The following is a 17,398-nucleotide window of genomic DNA, read 5'->3' on the forward strand; positions in this document are numbered from 1 at the left end:
GCCTGCTACGACCCCTCCATCCACCAAGCCAACAACAAGGTCAGCACAGCCGCTGAAGAGCCCTTGGCGGCATAGAGGTTGACTCAGGAAACTCACGCGACCAGCAGTTGCCTGCTGTTCCCGGTACCGGTACCGGAGGGCGGCAGCGGAGCGTGACCGGCCGATTTCGCTACAAGTTCCGAAATTAATCCGGGCGGGCACCGGCACGTGGCCGAAACACACCCTTCCTAGCCTCACTGTCAGCCGCAGAGACCCTTCCAGCTCCCGGGGTCCGCGGCACCGAATTCGCTACTTTCGCCGAAATCCCTTCCCTGTCTCGGCGAATCAGCGCCTTCACGACAGGAGCCCCCCGTGCCCGACCTCTCCCGACGCGGCGCCCTGCGGCTGACCGCCGGCATGGCGCTCGGCTGCGCCCTTCCCCTGGCGGGCTGCGGGCGCAGCGACGACACCGCCACCACCGGCACCGCCCGGCACGTCGACGCCTCCCCGGCCACCGGCGCCATCAGCGTGTGGGCCGCGCAGGGCGACGCCGATGTGCTCGACAAGGTGATCAAGCCTTTCAAGGCGGCGAACCCCGACGCCAAGGTGACGTTCACGCTGATCCCGAACGCCGAGTACTACACCAAGCTCCAGGCGGCGATCGCGGCGGGCAAGGGACCCGACGTCGCCCAGTTCTTCCCCGAGTCGCAGGCGCAGTTCCTCGACCCGGCGACCCTGCGCCCCGTGCCGGACGGTCTCGTCGACCCGAGCAGCTTCTTCACGAGCCTCTGGGACGCGGGAGTGGTCAAGGACGTGGCCTACACGGTGCCTTGGTACGCGTACACATACGCCCTCGTCTACCGCTCCGACCTCGCCGCGAAGGCCGGCGTCAAGGCGCCGACCACCTGGGACGCCATGGGGTCGTTCCTGAAGGCGCTGCGAGGCGCCGGTGCCGTGCGCGGACTCGGGGCCGACATCGGCTGGGACATCTTCAACGGCCAGGACGTCGCGATGTACGCCTGGCAGGCAGGCGGGTCGCTGTTCTCCTCCGGTGGGAAGTGGACTCTGGACACACCGGAGTTGATCGACGCGCTGACGTACAACGCGTCCTTCTTCACCTCGGGCGCGGCCGACACCAGCACCCCCACGTTCCTCGACGCGCAGCCGTACTTCGTGTCCGGGAAGACGGCGTCCATGATCACCGGCCCGTGGGTCATCGGCCAGCTCGACGCCGCCGCGAAGAAGGACGGCTGGACGGCGTCCCATGTCGCCACCGCCCCGCTGCCGGCCGGTTCGTCGGGCAGCGTCTCCTTCTCCGCCGGCGGCACTTGGGGCGTGCTCGCCGACAGCGGGAACGCGGACGCGTCATGGAAGCTGATCCGTCATCTCGCCAAGCCGAGCACCCAGGTCGCGCAGTACAAGGCGTACGGCTCGTTGCCGGCCGTCATCCCGGCCTGGAAGGACGACGCCATCGCCGGGCAGCCGCTCCTGGACGCCTTCTTCACCCAGCTGAAGAACACCCGGGCCTTCCCGCAGGTCGCCACCTGGCAGCAGGTCGCGACCCGGCTCGGCAAGGAGATGGAGGCCGTCGCCAAGGGCACGGAGAGCGCGGCGAAGGCCGCCGCGAACGTCCAGGCGTACGCCGAGAGCCTCGGCACCGGGGCGAAGTGATCCGCCGATGACCACGACTCTGCTCCCCGAGACCCGGGAGAGGCGGCTCAGCGGGGCGAAGGCCCGTCCGGCGGGCCGGTCCCGACGGTCCGCTGCCCGCCGTACGGCCGTGGCCTGGCTCTTCCTCGCCCCCTTCGCCCTCGTCTTCCTGCTCTTCACGGCGATCCCCACCGTCGCCGCGCTCGGCTTCAGCCTCACCGACCTGCGGGGCGCCGACCTGCGGACACCGTTCGCCGTCGACTTCACCGGAGTCGAGAACTACGTTCGCCTGTTCCAGGACCGCAGTTTCCGCCAGGACATCGGCAACACCGCCGTCTTCGTGGCCGTCGGCGTCCCGCTGACCATGGGCGTCGGATTCGCCCTGGCGCTCGCGCTGCACTCCGGCATCCGCCGACTGCGCGGAGTGTTCCGTACGGTCTTCTTCGCGCCGGTCGTCACCAACGTCGTGGCGGTCGCCCTGATCTGGAGGTACGCCTTCAACGCCGACGGCACGGTCAACAAGGTGCTCGGCGCCATCGGCCTCGCCGGACCCAACTGGCTCGACGACCCGAACCTGGCCATGCCCGTGGTCATCCTGCTCGGCGTCTGGCGCAACTTCGGCACCGCGATGGTGCTGTTCCTCGCCGGACTGCAGGCGATCCCGCAGGACGTGTACGAGGCGGCGGCCCTCGACGGGGCGGGCAGATGGCGGCAGTTGCGGCACATCACGCTGCCGCTGCTGCTGCCCACCACGCTCATGGTGTCGGTGCTGCTGAGCGTCTTCTATCTCCAGGTCTTCGACGAGCCCTACCTGCTCACCGGCGGCGGCCCGCTCGGCTCCACCGAGTCCATGGCGCTGTACACCTACCGCCAGTTCGGGGCCGGTGAGTTCGGCACCTCCTCGGCCGCGTCCTTCGTGATGCTCGTGCTGGTGGCCCTGGTGAGCCTCGTCCAGTTCAGGATGCTGAGGTCCCGCACATGACCGCCGAACCGTTGATCACCCGCCAACGGGCCCTGGCCCGGCCGCTGTTGTACGCCGCCCTCGTCCTGTGCGCACTGCTCACCCTGCTGCCCTTCGTCTGGGTGGCCAGTGGCTCGCTGCGCAGCCTCGACGAGATCCGCGCCGACCCCGGAGCGTGGCTCCCGCACCGCGTCACCCTCGACAACTTCGTCCGACTCTTCGGCACTCAGGGCTTCGGACGGTTCCTGGTCAACAGCGTCGTCGTCGCGGCCCTCGTGGTGGTCGGCAACATCGTGGCGGCCTCAGCGGCCGGCTACGCGCTCGCCAAGCTCGAATTCGCGGGCAAGCGGCTGGCGTTCGGCGCGGTCATGGCGGCGCTGATGGTGCCGTTCTCGGCGGTGTTCGTCACCCAGTTCGTGATCACCGTCGACCTGGGCCTCGCCGACACCCTCACCGGAATCGCCCTGCCCGCCCTGGCGTTGCCCCTGTCGGTCTTCATCATGCGGCAGTACGCCCTGTCGATCCCCGACGAACTCCTCGAAGCGGCCCGCATCGACGGCGCCGGCGAGTTCCGCATCTTCTTCCGGATCTTCCTGCCGCTGGCCGGACCCGCCGTGGCCACGATCACGATCATGTCGTTCCTCAACTCGTGGAACAACTTCATCTGGCCGCTGATCGTCGCCCAGAGCATGTCCACCTACACCCTGCCGGTGGGCCTCGCCGCCACCAGCCAGGCGGCCGGGCACGTCACCGACTACGGCCTGATGCTGGCCGGCGCGATCGTCGTCATGCTGCCGGTGCTGGTGCTCTTCCTGTTCCTGCAGCGCTACTTCGTGCAGGGCATCGCCGGATCGGGCATGCGGTGACGGCGAAAGGGGCGCTGATGCCCGGCATGAACCAGAGCGCCGTGCGCCGCGTCAACACCTCCGTCGTCCTGCGCGCCCTGGCGGTCTCGGCCGGACCGACGACACTGACCGCCCTCGCCGACGGCAGCGGTCTGTCCCGGCGCACCATCGAACTCATCCTCGACTCCCTCCTCGCGGCGGGCTGGGTGACCGAACTCGAGCGAGTCCCGGTCAGCGGCTCGGCCGGCCGCCCCGCCCGCCGCTACGAACTGCGCGCCGAACACGCCCTGTTGGCGGCCATACGCATCACCACCCTGGACGTGTCCGCCGTCGTCGCCGACGTCCGCGGCCACATCCTCGGCCGCGCCCACCGCCCCCTGCGCGCCTACCAGGACCCGCAGGCCACCCTCGACGACGCGGCCGAACTGGTCCAGGAGGCCCTCGCCGACGCGGGCGGATCCCCGGACCGGCTGCGGGCCGGCGCGGTCGCCAGCGGTGGCGCGATCGACGACGAGGGAGTCGTACGGCACCTGGTGCACACCACCCGCTGGAAGGGCGTGCACCTGCCCGAGGAACTCACGCGCCGGCTCCGGGTGCCCTGCTTCGCCGACAACGACACCAACCTCGGTGCGCTCGCGGAGCGTTGGCGGGGCGCGGCCGGCGACCACGACAACGTCGTATGGGCGATGCTCGGCAACCGGACCGGCCTCGGCATCCTCATCCGGGGCGCCGTGCACCGCGGTCTCGACGGAGCCGCGGGCGAGATCATCGAGGCGGTCTCGCTGCCGGTCGACTCGGTCGAGAACCTCCCCGCGGCCTGGCTGACCTCGCCGGAACCGGCCCGCCGGGCCGTCGCGCTCGCCCGGTTCGACGCGGCCCGGGCCGGCGACACCGGCGCGCTGGCCGAGGTCGACGAACTCGTGGCGAACATCGCGTCGATCCTCACCACCCTGTCCTGGACGGTCGCCCCCTCGCTCATCGTGCTCGGCGGCGGAATGGAGGACGCGGCCGACGTGCTGCTGCCCCGGGTTCGCGCGGCGATGCGCCGCGCCCACACCCCGGCGGTCGAACTGCGCGCCACCCGCCTCGGCCACGACGCGCCGCTCATCGGCGCCGTCAAACTCGCGCTCGACCGCATGGACACCGAACTGTTCGGCCCGCTGCTCTCCAGCCCCTGATCCGCCCCCACGGAGCCTGAATTGACCCACACCCCCCGCACCGACGTCCTCGTCGTGGGCAGCGGCATCATGGGATCCCTCGTCGCCCGACTGCTGCGCGACACCGACCCCGCGCTGCACATCACCATGGTCGACGGCGGCACCCCGATCGGCCGGACCCCCGGCCTGCACCTGCACGACCTCGACGACCCGGTCCTGTGGGCCCGCTACAACGAACAGGTCGCCACCGGCATCCAGGGCATGTACACCGGCGCCGCGGCGGTACGCGAGCCCGCCGGCAGCCTCGACGCCCTCCCGCCCGGCATGGTCCACGCACTCGCCTTCGGCGAGGACGCCACGGCGATGCCCCAGGCGGCGCTCGCCTGGAACGCCGGCGGCATGGGCGTCCACTGGACCGCCGCGACCCCGTGGCCCGCCGGCGACGAGGTCTTCGACTTCGGCGCCCCCGACCGCTGGGCCGCCGACCTCGACACCGCCCACCGCCTCCTCGGCGTCACCCCGTCACCCATCGGCCCGACCGCGATCGGCCGACTCGTCCTCGACGCACTGCGACGGCGCTACGACGGTGTCGGGCCGGACGACCGACGGCCGCAGCCGATGCCCATGGCCGTCGAGGCCACGGCGACCGGACCCATGCCGCGCACCGCACCCGGCACGATCTTCCCTCCGATCGCCACCGGCGAGGACCCCGCCTTCACGCTCCGCACCGGCACGCTCGCGACCTCGCTCACCGTCTCCGGCGACCGGGTCACCGGCGCCCGGCTGCGCGGTGTCGCCGACGGCGCCGCGTCCGAACTCCGGGCGGACACCGTGGTGTTGTGCGCCGACGCGCTGCGCACCCCGCAACTGCTGTTCGCCTCCGGCATCCGACCCCAGGCGCTGGGCCGCCACCTCAACGAGCACGCGTTCGTCACCGCGCGCGTGCTGCTCGACACCGAGCGGTTCGGTATCGACGTGACCGCCCTTCCCCTTCCGCGCCCGGGCGAGTTCAGCACGGACTCGCTGTGGCTGCCGCAGAACGGGCCGACACAGCCCTTCCACGGCCAGATCATGAACCGCACCTACGTGGACGGCGACGGTCGCCCGCTCGCGCACTCCGTCGGCCTGTCCCTGTACGTGCCCGTCCAGTCCCGCCCCGAGAACCGGCTCGTCTTCTCGGGCACCGAGGCCGATCTCGCCGGGCTGCCGCGCATCGGTGTCGAGTTCGGCCACTCGGACGCCGACCGGGCGCTGATCCGGCGGGCGTTCGACGAAGTCCGGTCGATAGCCGAGCAGTTCGGCCCGTTCGACCCCGATACCGAGAGCGCGCTGCTGCCGCCGGGCTCCTCGCTGCATGTGACCGGCACTGTCCGGGCAGGCGCCACCGACGACGGCACCAGCGTGTGTGATCCGAATGGGCGGGTGTGGGGACTCGGCAACCTGTACCTCGCGGGCAATGGCGTGATCCCCACCCCGATGGCCGCCAACGTCACCCTGACCGGCGCGGTGACCGCGGTGCGGGCCGCCCGGGCCGTCGCCGTACGGCACTCCGCACTCGCCGCCCACTGAGAGGAACCCGACCGTGATCGACATCGCCAAGGAGTACCGCGTCGCCCTGCCGGCGTGGATCGACGACGAACTGGCCGACGTGCCCGCCGTCGTCCCCGACCGCGCCGACCGGATGCGTCTCGTGCACCGTCTCGCCGACCGCAACTGGCGTGAGGGCAACGGTGGTCCGTTCGCGGCGCTCGTCGCCGAGCAGGACACCGGACGTATCGTCTCGGTCGGCGTGAACGTGGTTCTCACCTCCGGTGTCTCCAGCGCCCACGCCGAGGTCGTCGCGCTCGGGCTCGCCCAAACCGCCACCGGTGGCTGGGACTTGGGCGCCGAGGGGCTGCCCGCCCACGAACTCGTCGTCAACTGGCGGCCGTGCGTCCAGTGTTACGGCGCCACGATGTGGTCCGGGGTGCGCGGCCTGGTGGTCGCGGGGGAGGGGCCGGAGCTGGAGGAGATCACCACCTTCGACGAGGGCCCCCTAGGCGCGGACTGGGCCGAGCAGTTCGAGGCGCGCGGCATCAAGGTCGTGCACGACGTGCTGCGCGACGAGGCGCTCGCGGTGTTCCGCGCCTACCGGCGGGCCGTCGACTCCGCCGACGGCGTCGTCGTCTACAACGCCCGTGGCGGTACTTCGTGACCCCGCGCTTCGCCACCGACGTCATCACCTTCTACCACCCCGAGTTCTGGGGCCTGAAGACCGCCGACGAGGTGCGTGCCGTCGCCCTGGCCGAGCCCCGGGGCTTCTGGGAGCGGGTCATGGACGCGCTCGTCGAAGCCGGCGTCACCGGCATCGAACTGACCTTCCCGCCGGGCGACATCGACTCCGCCCTGCGTGCCTACGGCGACGCGGCCGGGTTCCGGCGCGCACTCGCCGCCCGCGGTCTGTCCGTCGTGAGCGCCTTCGTCGCCGGCAGCGAGGCCCCCGACTGGCGGCACGGCGACAACCTCCCCGCGATCGTCGCCGACGCCGAACGCCGTGCCGCGTTCCTCGCCGAGGTGGGCGCGGAACTCCTCGTCGCCGGGCTGCCCATGCGCGCCACGGCGGGGACGCGCCCGCCCTTCTTCGTCGACGCCGCGTACATGACCCGCATGGCCGACATCGCACACACCGTCGGGGAGGCCGTCTCGCACCTCGGAGTGAAGCTCGCCTTCCACACCGAGTCCAACAGCACGCTCTGGTACGAGCGGGACATCGACCTCTTCATGGCACTGACCGACCCGCGCTACGTCTGGCTGTGCCCAGACTCCTGCCATATCGCCCTCGGCGGCGGCGACCCCGTCGCCGTCGCGCGCCGCCACTCCCAGCGCATCGCGCTCGCGCACTGGAAGGACGCGGTCAGGCCGATCGACGTGGAACTCACCATCGACGAAACGGTCTTCTCCCAACAGCAGCCCTACATGACCGAACTCGGAACCGGCATCGTCGACTGGCCGGGCTGGGCCGACGCGATGTCCCGCACCCCGGGCGCCGGCACGGTCCTCATCGAGCTGGACGAGGCGGCCGACCCGGTCGCGGCGCTGCGGGCGGGTACGGCCGTCGTACGGGCGGCGCGGGTGTGACCAGGGCCGCGGCCCTCGGTCTCGGTCAGCGCGGCTCGCCGCGGTACGTGCCGAAGTACCAGCGGTTGCCCTCGGGATCACGGGCGGCGAAGTCGCGGGAGCCGTAGTCGGTGACCTGTAGTTCGGTGGTGATCTCGGCGCCGGCCGCCTTCGCGCGGGCGTGGACGCCGTCCGGGTCGGCGGTGACGACGTAGGCACTGAACGCGCCAGGCGGGGTAGGGCAGTTGGTGGGGTCCTGGCCCTTACGGACCGAGCCCAGCATGACGCCGCCGCCCTCGGGCCAGGCGAGTTCGGCGTGCTCGACCAGGTCGCCGTCGCCGTGGACCACGGTCTCCTCGAAGCCGAAGGCCTCGACGAGGAACCGGATCAGTGCGCGGGCGTCCTGGGCACGCAGGCTCGGCCAGACCTGCGGGGCGGGCGGCTGCTTGACCGAGTCGGGAGTGGTGGACGTATCGGAGCCGTCCGGTGCGTCAGGGGTGCTGGTGGTGTCGGGTGTGGTGGAGGTGTCCGGCGTGCTGGACATGATGGGCCGCCTTTCCTGTCGTGCCGGTGGGCGTGGGTCCGTCGAACACCTCCAGCTTCACGCGGGCGGATGGTGCCCGGATTGGATGTTTCGGAACTCCTGCGCCAGCCAGGCGCTCGGCGTGCAGGCGGCCAGTGCCGCGAACTCGCGGTCGAGGTGCGACTGGTCCGCGTAACCGCAGTCGGCGGCCAGCCCCGCGAGGTCGGTGCGGGCGGGGCTGTCAGCAAGTCGGCGTCGGGTCCGGTCGAAGCGGATGACCCGGGCGGCCGCCTTGGGGGTGAGGCCGATCTCGGCGCGGAAGCGGTTGCGCAGGTGGCGTTCGCCGTAGCCGGTCTCGGCGGCGAGTTTGTCGATGCGCAGCCGGCCGCCGGTGGCCAGGAGCAGTCCCCAGGCGTCTGCCACCACCGAGGTGCAGGCCGGTGGCCCGCTCTCGTGGTGGAACATCCGGCGCAGCAGCCAGCCGTCCACGACGCGGAAGCGGGCGGGCCAGTCCGTGGCCTCGCGCAGCCGGTCGTGGGCCTCGCGGACATCCGCGCCCAGGACGTCGTCGGCGTGCAGGTCGATTCCGGTGAGTTCCCCGGCGGGCAGTCCCAGCAGGACGCGGGCGCCCAGGGGGCTGATCCCGATCTGGATGCCGGACTGACGTCCCGGGATGTCGATGAGCGCGGGCGTCAGATGCAGGCCGCCCAGCAGCGCGGCGAAGTCGCCCGGAGCGGCGGCGGGGTCGGGGTGGGCGGCCATGCTCAGCGGGTCGTCGAGGGTGAGGATCAATGTCAGCCAGGGCGAGGGCAGCCCGCGGTGCCGGGTCGGCGGGACCCCGCGCTGGCGGTAGCCCGCATACCAGCCGACCAGCCCGCGCAGCGCCGGCGACGGAGCCGCCCGAACCGCCTCGTCCACGATCTCGGCACCCACGCGCCCATTGTCCCGCGCGGGCCCGCACCGCGCAGGAGCACGTCGGCATGCCTTCGGACGCCGTTACAGCTTTCGGCCGACGCCTCCGAAGTCGTCGACCTCCAGGACCTCCGCGTCGGGGGTTGTCGGGCGCCAGCGGGAGACCGAGACCAGGCCGGGGTCGAGCAGTTCCAGGCCGTCGAAGAAGCGGGCGAGCTGCTGCGGGCTGCGGTTGACGCGAGGGTTGTCGCCCGCCTCGTTCCACTGCTCGATCATGGTGCGCATGCCTTCGGGGTCGAGGACCTCGGTGTCGTCGCACAGCACCAGGAAACTCCCGGCCGGCAGCGCCTCGACCAGGCGCCCGACCAGGTCGTACGCGCTGTCGTCGACGACGTGGGCCGTGATCCCCAGCAGCACGAGGGCGATGGGACGAGTGAAGTCCAGGGTCTTCGCCGCACCCTGCAGGATGGTCTCCGGATCGTGCAGATCGGCGTCTATGTAGTCCGTCCCGCCCTCGGACGAGCTGGTGAGCAGCGCCTCTGCGTGGGCCAGCACGATCGGGTCGTTGTCGACGTAGACGATCCGTGTCTCGGGAGCGATCCGCTGCGCCACCTCGTGCGTGTTGTTCGCGGTGGGCAGGCCCGTGCCGACATCGAGGAACTGGCGGATGCCGGCCTCGCGTACGAGGTACTCCACCGTGCGTACGAGGAACGCCCGTTGGGCCCGGGCGATGTCGAGGATCTGCGGGTTCGCCTCGACGATCTGGTCCCCGACCTGGCGGTCGATCTCGTAGCAGTCCTTGCCGCCCAGCCAGTAGTTCCAGATCCGGGCGGAGTGCGGGACGCCGTTGTTGAAGAGCGCGGTGTCAAGTGGCATGAGAACTCCTGCAGTTGGCCTGTCGCCACCTCATCGCCAACGGCGTGATCAGTCAAGCCGGAGGGGCACCACCGCGCGCCGCGCGTCCGCGGGCGAACCCGTCAGCCATGTCAAAATGTGCGGGTCCCGCAGCTCCCCTGTCGCAGGTCCCGCCGCCGTGCCCCGCACCGACCCACCGAGGTTCCCCGTGACCAAGCCCGCCCCCCGTGAGCCGCAGCGCCGCAACTCGCGGTCCAACCGGGCGCGCATCCTGGCCACGGCCCGCCAGGAGCTCGGGCGGAATCCGGACGTCACCCTGGAGGAACTGGCGCGCGCCTCCGGTGTCGTACGGCGCACGCTGTTCGGTCACTTCCCGGGTCGCGCGGCCTTGCTGGAGGCGCTCATCGAGGAGGGGTCCGAGGCGCTGCGGGAGGCTCTGGAGCGTGGGGCGCGGCCCGCGGAACCGGCTGAGCGGGCGTTCGCGTATTTCATGTTCTCGCTCTGGCCGGTCGGCGACCGCTACCGGATGCTGTTCGGCCTGACCCGGCGCGACCTGGGCCCCGACCGCGTGACCGAGGTCCTCGCGCCCGCCCGGGCCGAGGCCACAGCCGTCCTGGAGCGCGGGCAGCGCGAGGGCGTGTTCCACACCCGGCTGCCGGCCGCCGCACTGAGCGCCGGGCTGGAGGCGCTGACGGTGGCGCTGCTGGAGGCGGTCAACTCCGGGGCGTTTGAGGACGACGGGACCCGGACGGCGACCGCGGCGCTCATCGCGGCGGGAGTTCCCGAGGAGCGGGCGGCTGCCGTGGTCGGGGAGGTCGCGGCGAGCATGCCGCCGGCGGCGGACTGAACACGCGGCGAATTCGTCCTCGTATCGGCTGATGAGACCGGCTGACCGGCTGATGGGATCGGCTGATGTCCGGCCCTGTGGTCGTCCTCAGGCGGCCCGGCCCGCGGATCCTTCCCCGGACCCCTCCTCCGATCCCTCCTCCGGGCGGAAGGTGACCGACTCGCCCGAGAAGCGGGCGGTGAGGCCCGTGGCCGTCGTGCTGACCGTGCGCAGGTGCAGGCCCTCCGGGATGTTGCGCAGTTGGATCGGCTCCGCGAAGACCCGGTCGAGCAGGGTGCGGCCGATGGCGGGGAGCTCGCCGCCCGTGACCTGGAATTCGTGGAGCGAGATGCGGTTGCCGGAAGCCGCGGAGACGGCCGTGGTGACCTTGACCTCGGAGTCCAGGGGCAGCAGAACCGTCGCGCTGATCCGGCCGGGCTGCGCGGCCTGATCGATCTCTATGCCGAGGGCGTTCGAGACGTCCGGGTAGGAGAGGTGGGCGGTCGCCTCGGCCTTGCGCGCCCGCGCCTCCTTGTCGTCGTCCGACTTGCGCACCCCGTCGAGGCTGAGGGCGAGTTCGGTCACCGGCAGCGGGCGCGCGGACCCGTCGGCGGGGATGTCGTGCGCCGTGATGTCGACGTGCCGCAGGGTTCCGGAGGCCAGCTGGGTCAGCACGGGGACACCGCGCACATGGACCTGCGGCGGCAGGGGCGTGCCCATGCCCTCCTGGAAGGCCTTGGCCGTACGGGACTCGATACGCGCCGCCGCGAACCGGTCGGCCGCCACGGGGACGAGGACGAGCGCGAGCAGGGCGGCGAGGGAGATGAGGAACGGTCGGGAGCTGGTCCGCATGGGCCTTCCTTTGGCGAGAGCGTCCGAGGTGGGGGACATTCGAAATGGGTGGGAGCCCGAAGGGGGGTGTCTGAGGCGGGCGGGCGGCCTGCGGGGTGGTCGCCGTATTTGCACATCGATGGGCAATAAACTAGCCTGCTCGTCGATGGGCAATTAACTCGTCCCCTAGGAGCCCCTCCAATGCCCCTCCTCACCGTCACCCCCGTCGAGAAGATGTCCGCGCCCTACCCCCGCCGCTGGTGGGCCCTGCTCGTCCTCTGTCTCAGCCTGCTGATCGTGGTCATGGCGAACACGTCACTGATCGTGGCGGCGCCGGACATGAGCACGGAGCTGGGCCTGAGCAGCAGCGACCTGCAGTGGGTCATCGACGGCTACACCGTTCCGTATGCCGCGCTGATGCTCGTCCTGGGCTCGATCGGCGACAAATACAGCCGTCGCGGCGCGCTCGTCACGGGTCTGCTGGTGTTCGCCGCCGGCTCGGTGATGGGCAGCCTGGTCGACCGGACCGAACTGGTGATCACCGCCCGCGCGATCATGGGTATCGGCGCCGCCGTGGTCATGCCGGCCACGTTGTCCCTGCTGGTCGCGATGTTCCCGAAGAGGGAGCGGGCCCGGGCCATCACGGGCTGGACCGCGACCTCCGGCCTGGCCATCGCGGTCGGCCCGCTGGTGGCCGGTTGGCTGCTGCGGGACCACCCTTGGGGCTCGACCTTCCTGATCAACGTCCCCATCGCGCTCATCGCCGTCGTCGGCGCGCTGGTCCTGGTCCCGCCGTCGAAGGCCGCGCAGATGGGCCGGATCGACTACGTCGGCGGCCTGCTGTCGATCGTGTCGGTGGGCTCCCTGGTCTACGCGACCATCGAGGGCCCGCACTTCGGCTGGGGCGCCGGCCCGATCGCCGCGGCCGTGGTCGCCGGCGTCGGTCTGCTCGCCTTCGTGCTGTGGGAGCTGAGCCACCCGCACCCCATGCTGAACGTGCGCATGTTCCGGCTGCGTCCCTTCAGCGGCTCGATGCTCGCGGTGCTGTTCTTCTTCTTCGGCACCTTCGGCGCGATCTACTACTCCACGCAGTTCCTGCAGTTCGTCCTGAACTACGACCCGCTGGAGACCGGCGTACGACTGCTGCCGCTGGCCGGCGCCGTGTTCGTCGGCGCCGCGCTCACCGGCCGGCTGACCCCGAAGCTGGGCATGAAGCCGATGGTGGTGGCCGGCATGGCGATCGGCACCGCCGCTGTCCTCCTGCTGACGCGGATCGACACGGGCTCGACGTACACCGACTTCCTGGCCCCCGTGATGATGCTGGGCTTCGCGGTCGGCCTGAGCGTCTCCCCGGCCACCGACACGATCATGGGCTCCTTCCCCGAGAGCGAGCTGGGCGTCGGCGGCGGCGCCAACGACACCGCGCTGGAACTGGGCGGCTCCCTCGGCATCGCGGTCCTCGGCTCCCTGCTGGGCACGGCCTACCGGGACAAGCTGGGCGACCTGGTCGGCAGCCGTCTCCCGGCCGCCGCGCTGGACACCGCCAAGGACTCGGTCGGCGGCGGCCTCGCGGTCGCCGAGCAGGTCGCGAAGAACCCCTCGGCCGGCGGGCCCCAGCAGGCGCAGGCCCTGCTCGACGCCGTCCACGAGTCCTTCGCCCACGGCGTCGCCCAGACCAGCCTCGTCGGCGGGATCATCATGGCCGCCGGGACGCTGATCGTCCTCGCGGTGCTGCCTGGACGTCGGGGTGCCGGAAAGGGGCAGTCGGACGACCAGTCGGGTGAGCGCGCCACCGAGTCGACTGAGGGTGTGGGGACGCGGGACGAGGTCGCCAAGGACTCGGCGCGCTAGTTCCCTTGTGGCCTCCGTGGCCCCGGGCCTTGTGCCGCACCGACTGTCAGTGCTGCGCCGTACCCTCCGCCAGATGACTCCCCGCCTCGATCGACGCATCCTGGACGCCGCGCTCTCCGACGTCCGCCAGGCCCTGACCGTGTACGACGACGCCCTGGACTGGCTGCTCCGGCCCGAAGCGGCGCTGAAGGGGCCGTGGGGCGCCGAGGCGTGGGTCTTCGACCCGGCCCTGACCCACGTGTTGCTGGTACGGCACCAGTGGCGGGGTTGGGTGCCGCCCGGCGGCAAGGTGGACCCCGGGGAGACGCCCCGGGAGGCGGCCCGCCGGGAGCTGTTCGAGGAGACCGGGATCCGGGCCGAACTGCTTCCGACCCCCGCGGCCGTCACCGTGCGCTCGTACCACCCGGGCTGGCATGCCGTCCTGGGCGTGTCGTACCTGACGGTCGTGGATCGTGGGACGAGTCTGACTCCCGAGGACGGTCAGCCTGCGGCCTGGCTGCCGCTGGACGCGCCGTGGCAGGGCTGGTTCAGCGAGGACCGGGTGCGCATGGTTCGGTGCGCGCAGTGGATCGGTGATGGGGAACGGAACGGTGACGGAGTGTGGAGCGGCGAGAAGGACTGGAACGGTGAGTGACGCCGCGGGCCCCGCGGACGTGGCCGCACGCCTCACCGGACTCGTCGTGAGCGACGCGCGTCGGATGACCGGGGCGCTCACCGAAGTCGCCCTGGACGGTGGGCAGTCGGTGGTTGTCAAGCGCGGTGACGGGCCCGGCGAGGTGAGGGCCGAGGCCGCAGGACTGCGCTGGCTGGCCGACGCCGGCACGGTCCGGGTCCCGCGCGTGTACGGGGACGACTCGCGGTGGCTGGTGACGGACCGGGTTCCGCAGGGCCGGCCCACGACCGAGGCGGCGCTGGGGTTCGGGCGCGAACTGGCAGCCCTGCACGCCTCGGGCGCCCCCGCGTTCGGCGCCCCACCGCCCGGCGGTCCCGTGGCCGCGTACATCGGCCTCGCTCCCATGCGCAACGAACCCGGCACCGACTGGCCCCGCTGGTACGCCGAGCACCGCGTACTCCCGTATCTGCGCGACGCGTTGGACGCGGGCACCGTCACCTCCACCGAGGCGGCCCTGATCGAGCGCGTCTGCGACCGGCTGCCCGAACTCGCCGGACCGGCCGAGCCACCGGCACGTCTGCACGGCGACCTGTGGAACGGCAACGTCCTGTGGGGCGCCGACGGACACGTCTGGCTGATCGACCCGGCCGCACACGGCGGACACCGGGAGACCGACCTGGCGATGCTCGACCTCTTCGGCTGCCCGCACCCCGACCGGGTGCTCGACGGCTACCAGGAGGCGGCGCCGCTCGCCGAGGGGTGGCGGGAGCGGGTCGGTCTGCACCAGCTCTTTCCGCTGCTCGTGCATGCGGTGCTGTTCGGGCGGGGGTACGCCGAGCAGGCACTGGCGGTGGCGCGGGCGGCTCTCGCTGGGTGACAACGACCTGCCGAGGGACGCCCGGGTGACAACGACCAAGGGGCGCCGCACAGTTGAACCGTGCGGCGCCCCTTGGCGTGATGTCGGCGGCGAGGAAAGCGAACGGACTAGTTTCAGAAGGAGTTGAGAAGGAAGTCCGTTCATGGCCTCGCCTGTGGTCGACCCTAACAGTCAGGCCGGGACCAAGTCGCGCAGATTTTCCGGGGTGATGATCCGGGAGTCCGGATGCAGCCCGTCGGGGCGCTCCAGGCCGATGTAGGTGACGGGCTCCGACGGGATCGTCTCGCCGTCCCACACCGTCACCGTCGTCCCACCACCGGCCATCAGATCGGCGACGTACCGGACGTCGATGTGCTCGCGCTCGACGATGCCGCGCAGGAGCGTCGCGATCGTCACCCGGTTGCCCTCGACCCGGTTGCCCGAATGCAGGCCCTTCAGATACAGGTGCATCCACTTGGCGGTCCAAGTGCCGTCCCGCGCACGCCGGAACGCCAGCGGCAGCGCGACCCGGCCGGGCCCGCGCAGCTCCGACTTCATCCGCACCGTCCGCGCCTCGAACGGCTGCCCCTGCTGCTCGCCCTCGCGGAGCATGAACCCGAAGAAGGACTCCTCGACCTCCTCGAAGCCCTCGCCCGCGAAGATGTTGACCTGCGGCACGATGAACGTGCTGCGCACGGCGCCGAGCCGCAGGTTGATGAACTCCGAGGCCCCGTCGGGCGCTTCGGTGATGTCGCCGGAGTGCTCGCCCTCGACCTGGGTGAGGGACGTGTACGCCAGCCAGGCCACGGTCCGGTACTTGGCGTCCAGCATCACCGCCGACAGGTCGAAATCCGTCCGCTCCTCGGCCTGCTTCCAGTAGACGAAGAACCGCAACAGCTCACCGGCGACCGGCGTGACCGAGCCGCGCGGCAGCACGCCGAGGCCCGCCGCGGTCGCCCGGCCGGACAGCGGGAGCGCCACGTCGAGGACGTCCGGATCGACCAACAGGCGTTCTGGAGCGGGGAGTCGGCGGCCGATCTCCGCGTCGAGGGCGGTGATCAGGCGCTTGCGCTCGGTCGGCAGCACGGGCGGCCGCTGGTCCTCGGCGACCCAGGCGCGGCCGAGCCGGTTGACGAAGACACGGCGTTCGCCGGTGTCCCCGGCCCGGTTGTGAAGGTGCTCGCGCACCGCCAGCACGACCCGGCCGGACACCTCGGTGACGACCGACTCGGCGGCGGCCACCACGGCCTCCCGCTCCTCCTCGTCGATCGCCGTGCGCAGCAGCCGGTCCAGCGAGCGGAACAGCTTGCCCGGCGCGGACTTGAGCAGCTGAGTCGCCCCGAGGACGTCCTGCATACCGAGCAGTTCCTCGACGCGGCTGTCGAAGGAGCGCGCCTCCAGCTCGCCCCGCGCCACGGCGAACACCTGGGCGGCGTGCGGCCACCGCGGGTACTCGTGCGGGTGCAGCCGCTCGCCGAGCCGCTTCCACGGCTCGCGATGGGCGTGTACGTCGGCGAGCTTGGCGGGGGCAGTGGCTATGACGGAGTCCAGTCCGGCGAGCAGCGCGCGGCGCACCGGACGCGGCAACGTCCGGAACCTGGTGGGCTCTTGGAGGGTCACGTCACCGCCGGACAGCGCGCAGGCCAGCCGCAGCACGTCGGTGACGGTGTCCAGAAGCAGCTCCGAACCCGCCGTCAGCCGGGCCTCGTTGACCACGGCACGGTTCTCCCGGACCGGAATCGCCTCCGGCTGCGGGCCGTCCACACAGCGCGCGGCGAGCACCTTGAGGTCGCTCAGGTCGTCGTCGTTCAACGGAGTGCTGCTGCCCGCCAGCGCGAGGTAGAGGGCGGTGACCTCGTCGTCCGTCGTGCTACCCAGGTGCAGGACGGTCAGACGGTCACCGGCCGCGGCGATCAACTCGTCGTGGTGGCCGAGCATTTCGGCGTATGTGTGCTGGTAGGTGCCGTAGGAGGGGAGGGTGAGCAGGTTCACCACACCGCTCTCCAACTGGGCGAGCGTACGGTCGCGGGACGCGTCGTCGGCAAGGGCCTCGGTGATGCAGCGCGTCCAGAAGTCGAAGGTGTCGGGCACGTTGGCCGGGAAGTCGATGAAGTAGACGTTGTGCCGGACGTGGTCGCCGACCATGTCGCGGACCGTGCCCAGCGTGCGCACCGCGGTGTCGACGACCGTGCCTTCGGACAGCCCCGACAGGAGTTCCAGCAGGTCGGCCGAGAGCTTGAAGCCCACGGACATCAGTACGGCGTCGAACTGCCGCGCGGCGACGTCCCCTTGACCGGCCGGGCCGGTGGGCAGGGGGAGTCGGTGGGAATGCCGGATGACCAGCGGTTCCAGAAGGTGGGGCATCCCCGCACTCTCCCAGAGCCGTTCGAACAGGCGCACGTGGTTTTCTGCCGGGGAACGTCCTCTATAGTCAACAATGCGA

Annotated in this window: 16 protein-coding genes; 11 read left to right on the top strand and 5 right to left on the bottom strand. The window is 71.4% G+C overall.

Features of this window, described 5'->3' with window-relative positions:
* Positions 1-351 precede the first annotated feature (351 nt).
* The 7 genes from M2283_RS04680 to M2283_RS04710 are packed head-to-tail and all read left to right on the top strand — an operon-like array spanning position 352 to position 7,709.
* Positions 352-1,650: an extracellular solute-binding protein gene (locus M2283_RS04680; protein ID WP_280874724.1), complete on the top strand. Its 1,299-nt coding sequence runs from the start codon at positions 352-354 to the stop codon at positions 1,648-1,650.
* A gap of 7 nt (positions 1,651-1,657) precedes the next feature.
* Entirely contained in the window at positions 1,658-2,611 is a 954-nt protein-coding gene (locus M2283_RS04685; RefSeq protein ID WP_280874725.1) for a carbohydrate ABC transporter permease, read from the top strand.
* Positions 2,608-3,456, top strand: coding sequence for a carbohydrate ABC transporter permease (locus tag M2283_RS04690; RefSeq protein WP_280874726.1), 849 nt, complete (start codon positions 2,608-2,610; stop codon positions 3,454-3,456). The genes M2283_RS04685 and M2283_RS04690 overlap by 4 nt, the downstream gene beginning before the upstream one ends.
* 26 nt (positions 3,457-3,482) lie before the next feature.
* Positions 3,483-4,613, top strand: a complete 1,131-nt coding sequence (locus M2283_RS04695; RefSeq protein ID WP_280875548.1) for an ROK family protein — start codon at positions 3,483-3,485, stop codon at positions 4,611-4,613.
* 21 nt (positions 4,614-4,634) lie between these two features.
* On the top strand, positions 4,635-6,161 hold the full coding sequence (locus M2283_RS04700) for a GMC oxidoreductase (RefSeq protein ID WP_280874727.1): 1,527 nt from the start codon (positions 4,635-4,637) through the stop codon (positions 6,159-6,161).
* Between the two features lie 13 nt (positions 6,162-6,174).
* Positions 6,175-6,786 carry a nucleoside deaminase gene (locus M2283_RS04705; RefSeq protein ID WP_280874728.1) on the top strand — a complete coding sequence of 204 codons (612 nt, stop codon included), beginning with the start codon at positions 6,175-6,177 and terminating at the stop codon, positions 6,784-6,786.
* Positions 6,783-7,709 carry a sugar phosphate isomerase/epimerase family protein gene (locus M2283_RS04710; RefSeq protein ID WP_280874729.1) on the top strand — a complete coding sequence of 309 codons (927 nt, stop codon included), beginning with the start codon at positions 6,783-6,785 and terminating at the stop codon, positions 7,707-7,709. The genes M2283_RS04705 and M2283_RS04710 overlap by 4 nt, the downstream gene beginning before the upstream one ends.
* A gap of 25 nt (positions 7,710-7,734) precedes the next feature.
* On the opposite strand, the gene M2283_RS04715 is transcribed toward M2283_RS04710, so the two are convergent.
* The 3 genes from M2283_RS04715 to M2283_RS04725 form a co-directional block, all read right to left on the bottom strand.
* Complete coding sequence (locus M2283_RS04715) at positions 7,735-8,232, bottom strand: VOC family protein (protein ID WP_280874730.1); 498 nt, start codon at positions 8,230-8,232, stop codon at positions 7,735-7,737.
* Between the two features lie 57 nt (positions 8,233-8,289).
* Positions 8,290-9,144, bottom strand: coding sequence for an AraC family transcriptional regulator (locus M2283_RS04720; protein WP_280874731.1), 855 nt, complete (start codon positions 9,142-9,144; stop codon positions 8,290-8,292).
* 63 nt (positions 9,145-9,207) lie between these two features.
* Positions 9,208-9,999: an SAM-dependent methyltransferase gene (locus M2283_RS04725; RefSeq protein ID WP_280874732.1), complete on the bottom strand. Its 792-nt coding sequence runs from the start codon at positions 9,997-9,999 to the stop codon at positions 9,208-9,210.
* Between the two features lie 187 nt (positions 10,000-10,186).
* Here M2283_RS04725 and M2283_RS04730 point away from each other — a divergent pair, with 187 nt between their 5' ends.
* Entirely contained in the window at positions 10,187-10,825 is a 639-nt protein-coding gene (locus M2283_RS04730) for a TetR/AcrR family transcriptional regulator (RefSeq protein WP_280874733.1), read from the top strand.
* 87 nt (positions 10,826-10,912) lie between these two features.
* On the opposite strand, the gene M2283_RS04735 is transcribed toward M2283_RS04730, so the two are convergent.
* On the bottom strand, positions 10,913-11,656 hold the full coding sequence (locus tag M2283_RS04735; protein WP_280874734.1) for an LmeA family phospholipid-binding protein: 744 nt from the start codon (positions 11,654-11,656) through the stop codon (positions 10,913-10,915).
* Between the two features lie 180 nt (positions 11,657-11,836).
* On the opposite strand from M2283_RS04735, the gene M2283_RS04740 reads away from it, so the two are divergent.
* From M2283_RS04740 to M2283_RS04750, 3 genes are all read left to right on the top strand, one after another.
* A complete protein-coding gene (locus M2283_RS04740) occupies positions 11,837-13,486 on the top strand; it encodes an MFS transporter (RefSeq protein ID WP_280874735.1) in 1,650 nt (549 codons plus the stop codon).
* Between the two features lie 73 nt (positions 13,487-13,559).
* Positions 13,560-14,120: an NUDIX hydrolase gene (locus tag M2283_RS04745; RefSeq protein ID WP_280874736.1), complete on the top strand. Its 561-nt coding sequence runs from the start codon at positions 13,560-13,562 to the stop codon at positions 14,118-14,120.
* Entirely contained in the window at positions 14,062-14,976 is a 915-nt protein-coding gene (locus M2283_RS04750) for a fructosamine kinase family protein (RefSeq protein WP_432423029.1), read from the top strand. Before M2283_RS04745 ends, M2283_RS04750 begins: the two co-directional genes overlap by 59 nt.
* A 171-nt stretch (positions 14,977-15,147) precedes the next feature.
* Here M2283_RS04750 and M2283_RS04755 read toward each other — a convergent pair whose 3' ends face one another.
* The gene (locus tag M2283_RS04755; protein ID WP_280874737.1) at positions 15,148-17,319 is read right to left on the bottom strand and encodes a hypothetical protein; all 2,172 of its coding nucleotides are present in this window, start codon (positions 17,317-17,319) and stop codon (positions 15,148-15,150) included.
* Positions 17,320-17,398 lie beyond the last annotated feature (79 nt).

The sequence above is a fragment of the Streptomyces pseudovenezuelae genome, assembly GCF_029892565.1.
Classification (GTDB): Bacteria; Actinomycetota; Actinomycetes; order Streptomycetales; family Streptomycetaceae; genus Streptomyces; species Streptomyces pseudovenezuelae_A.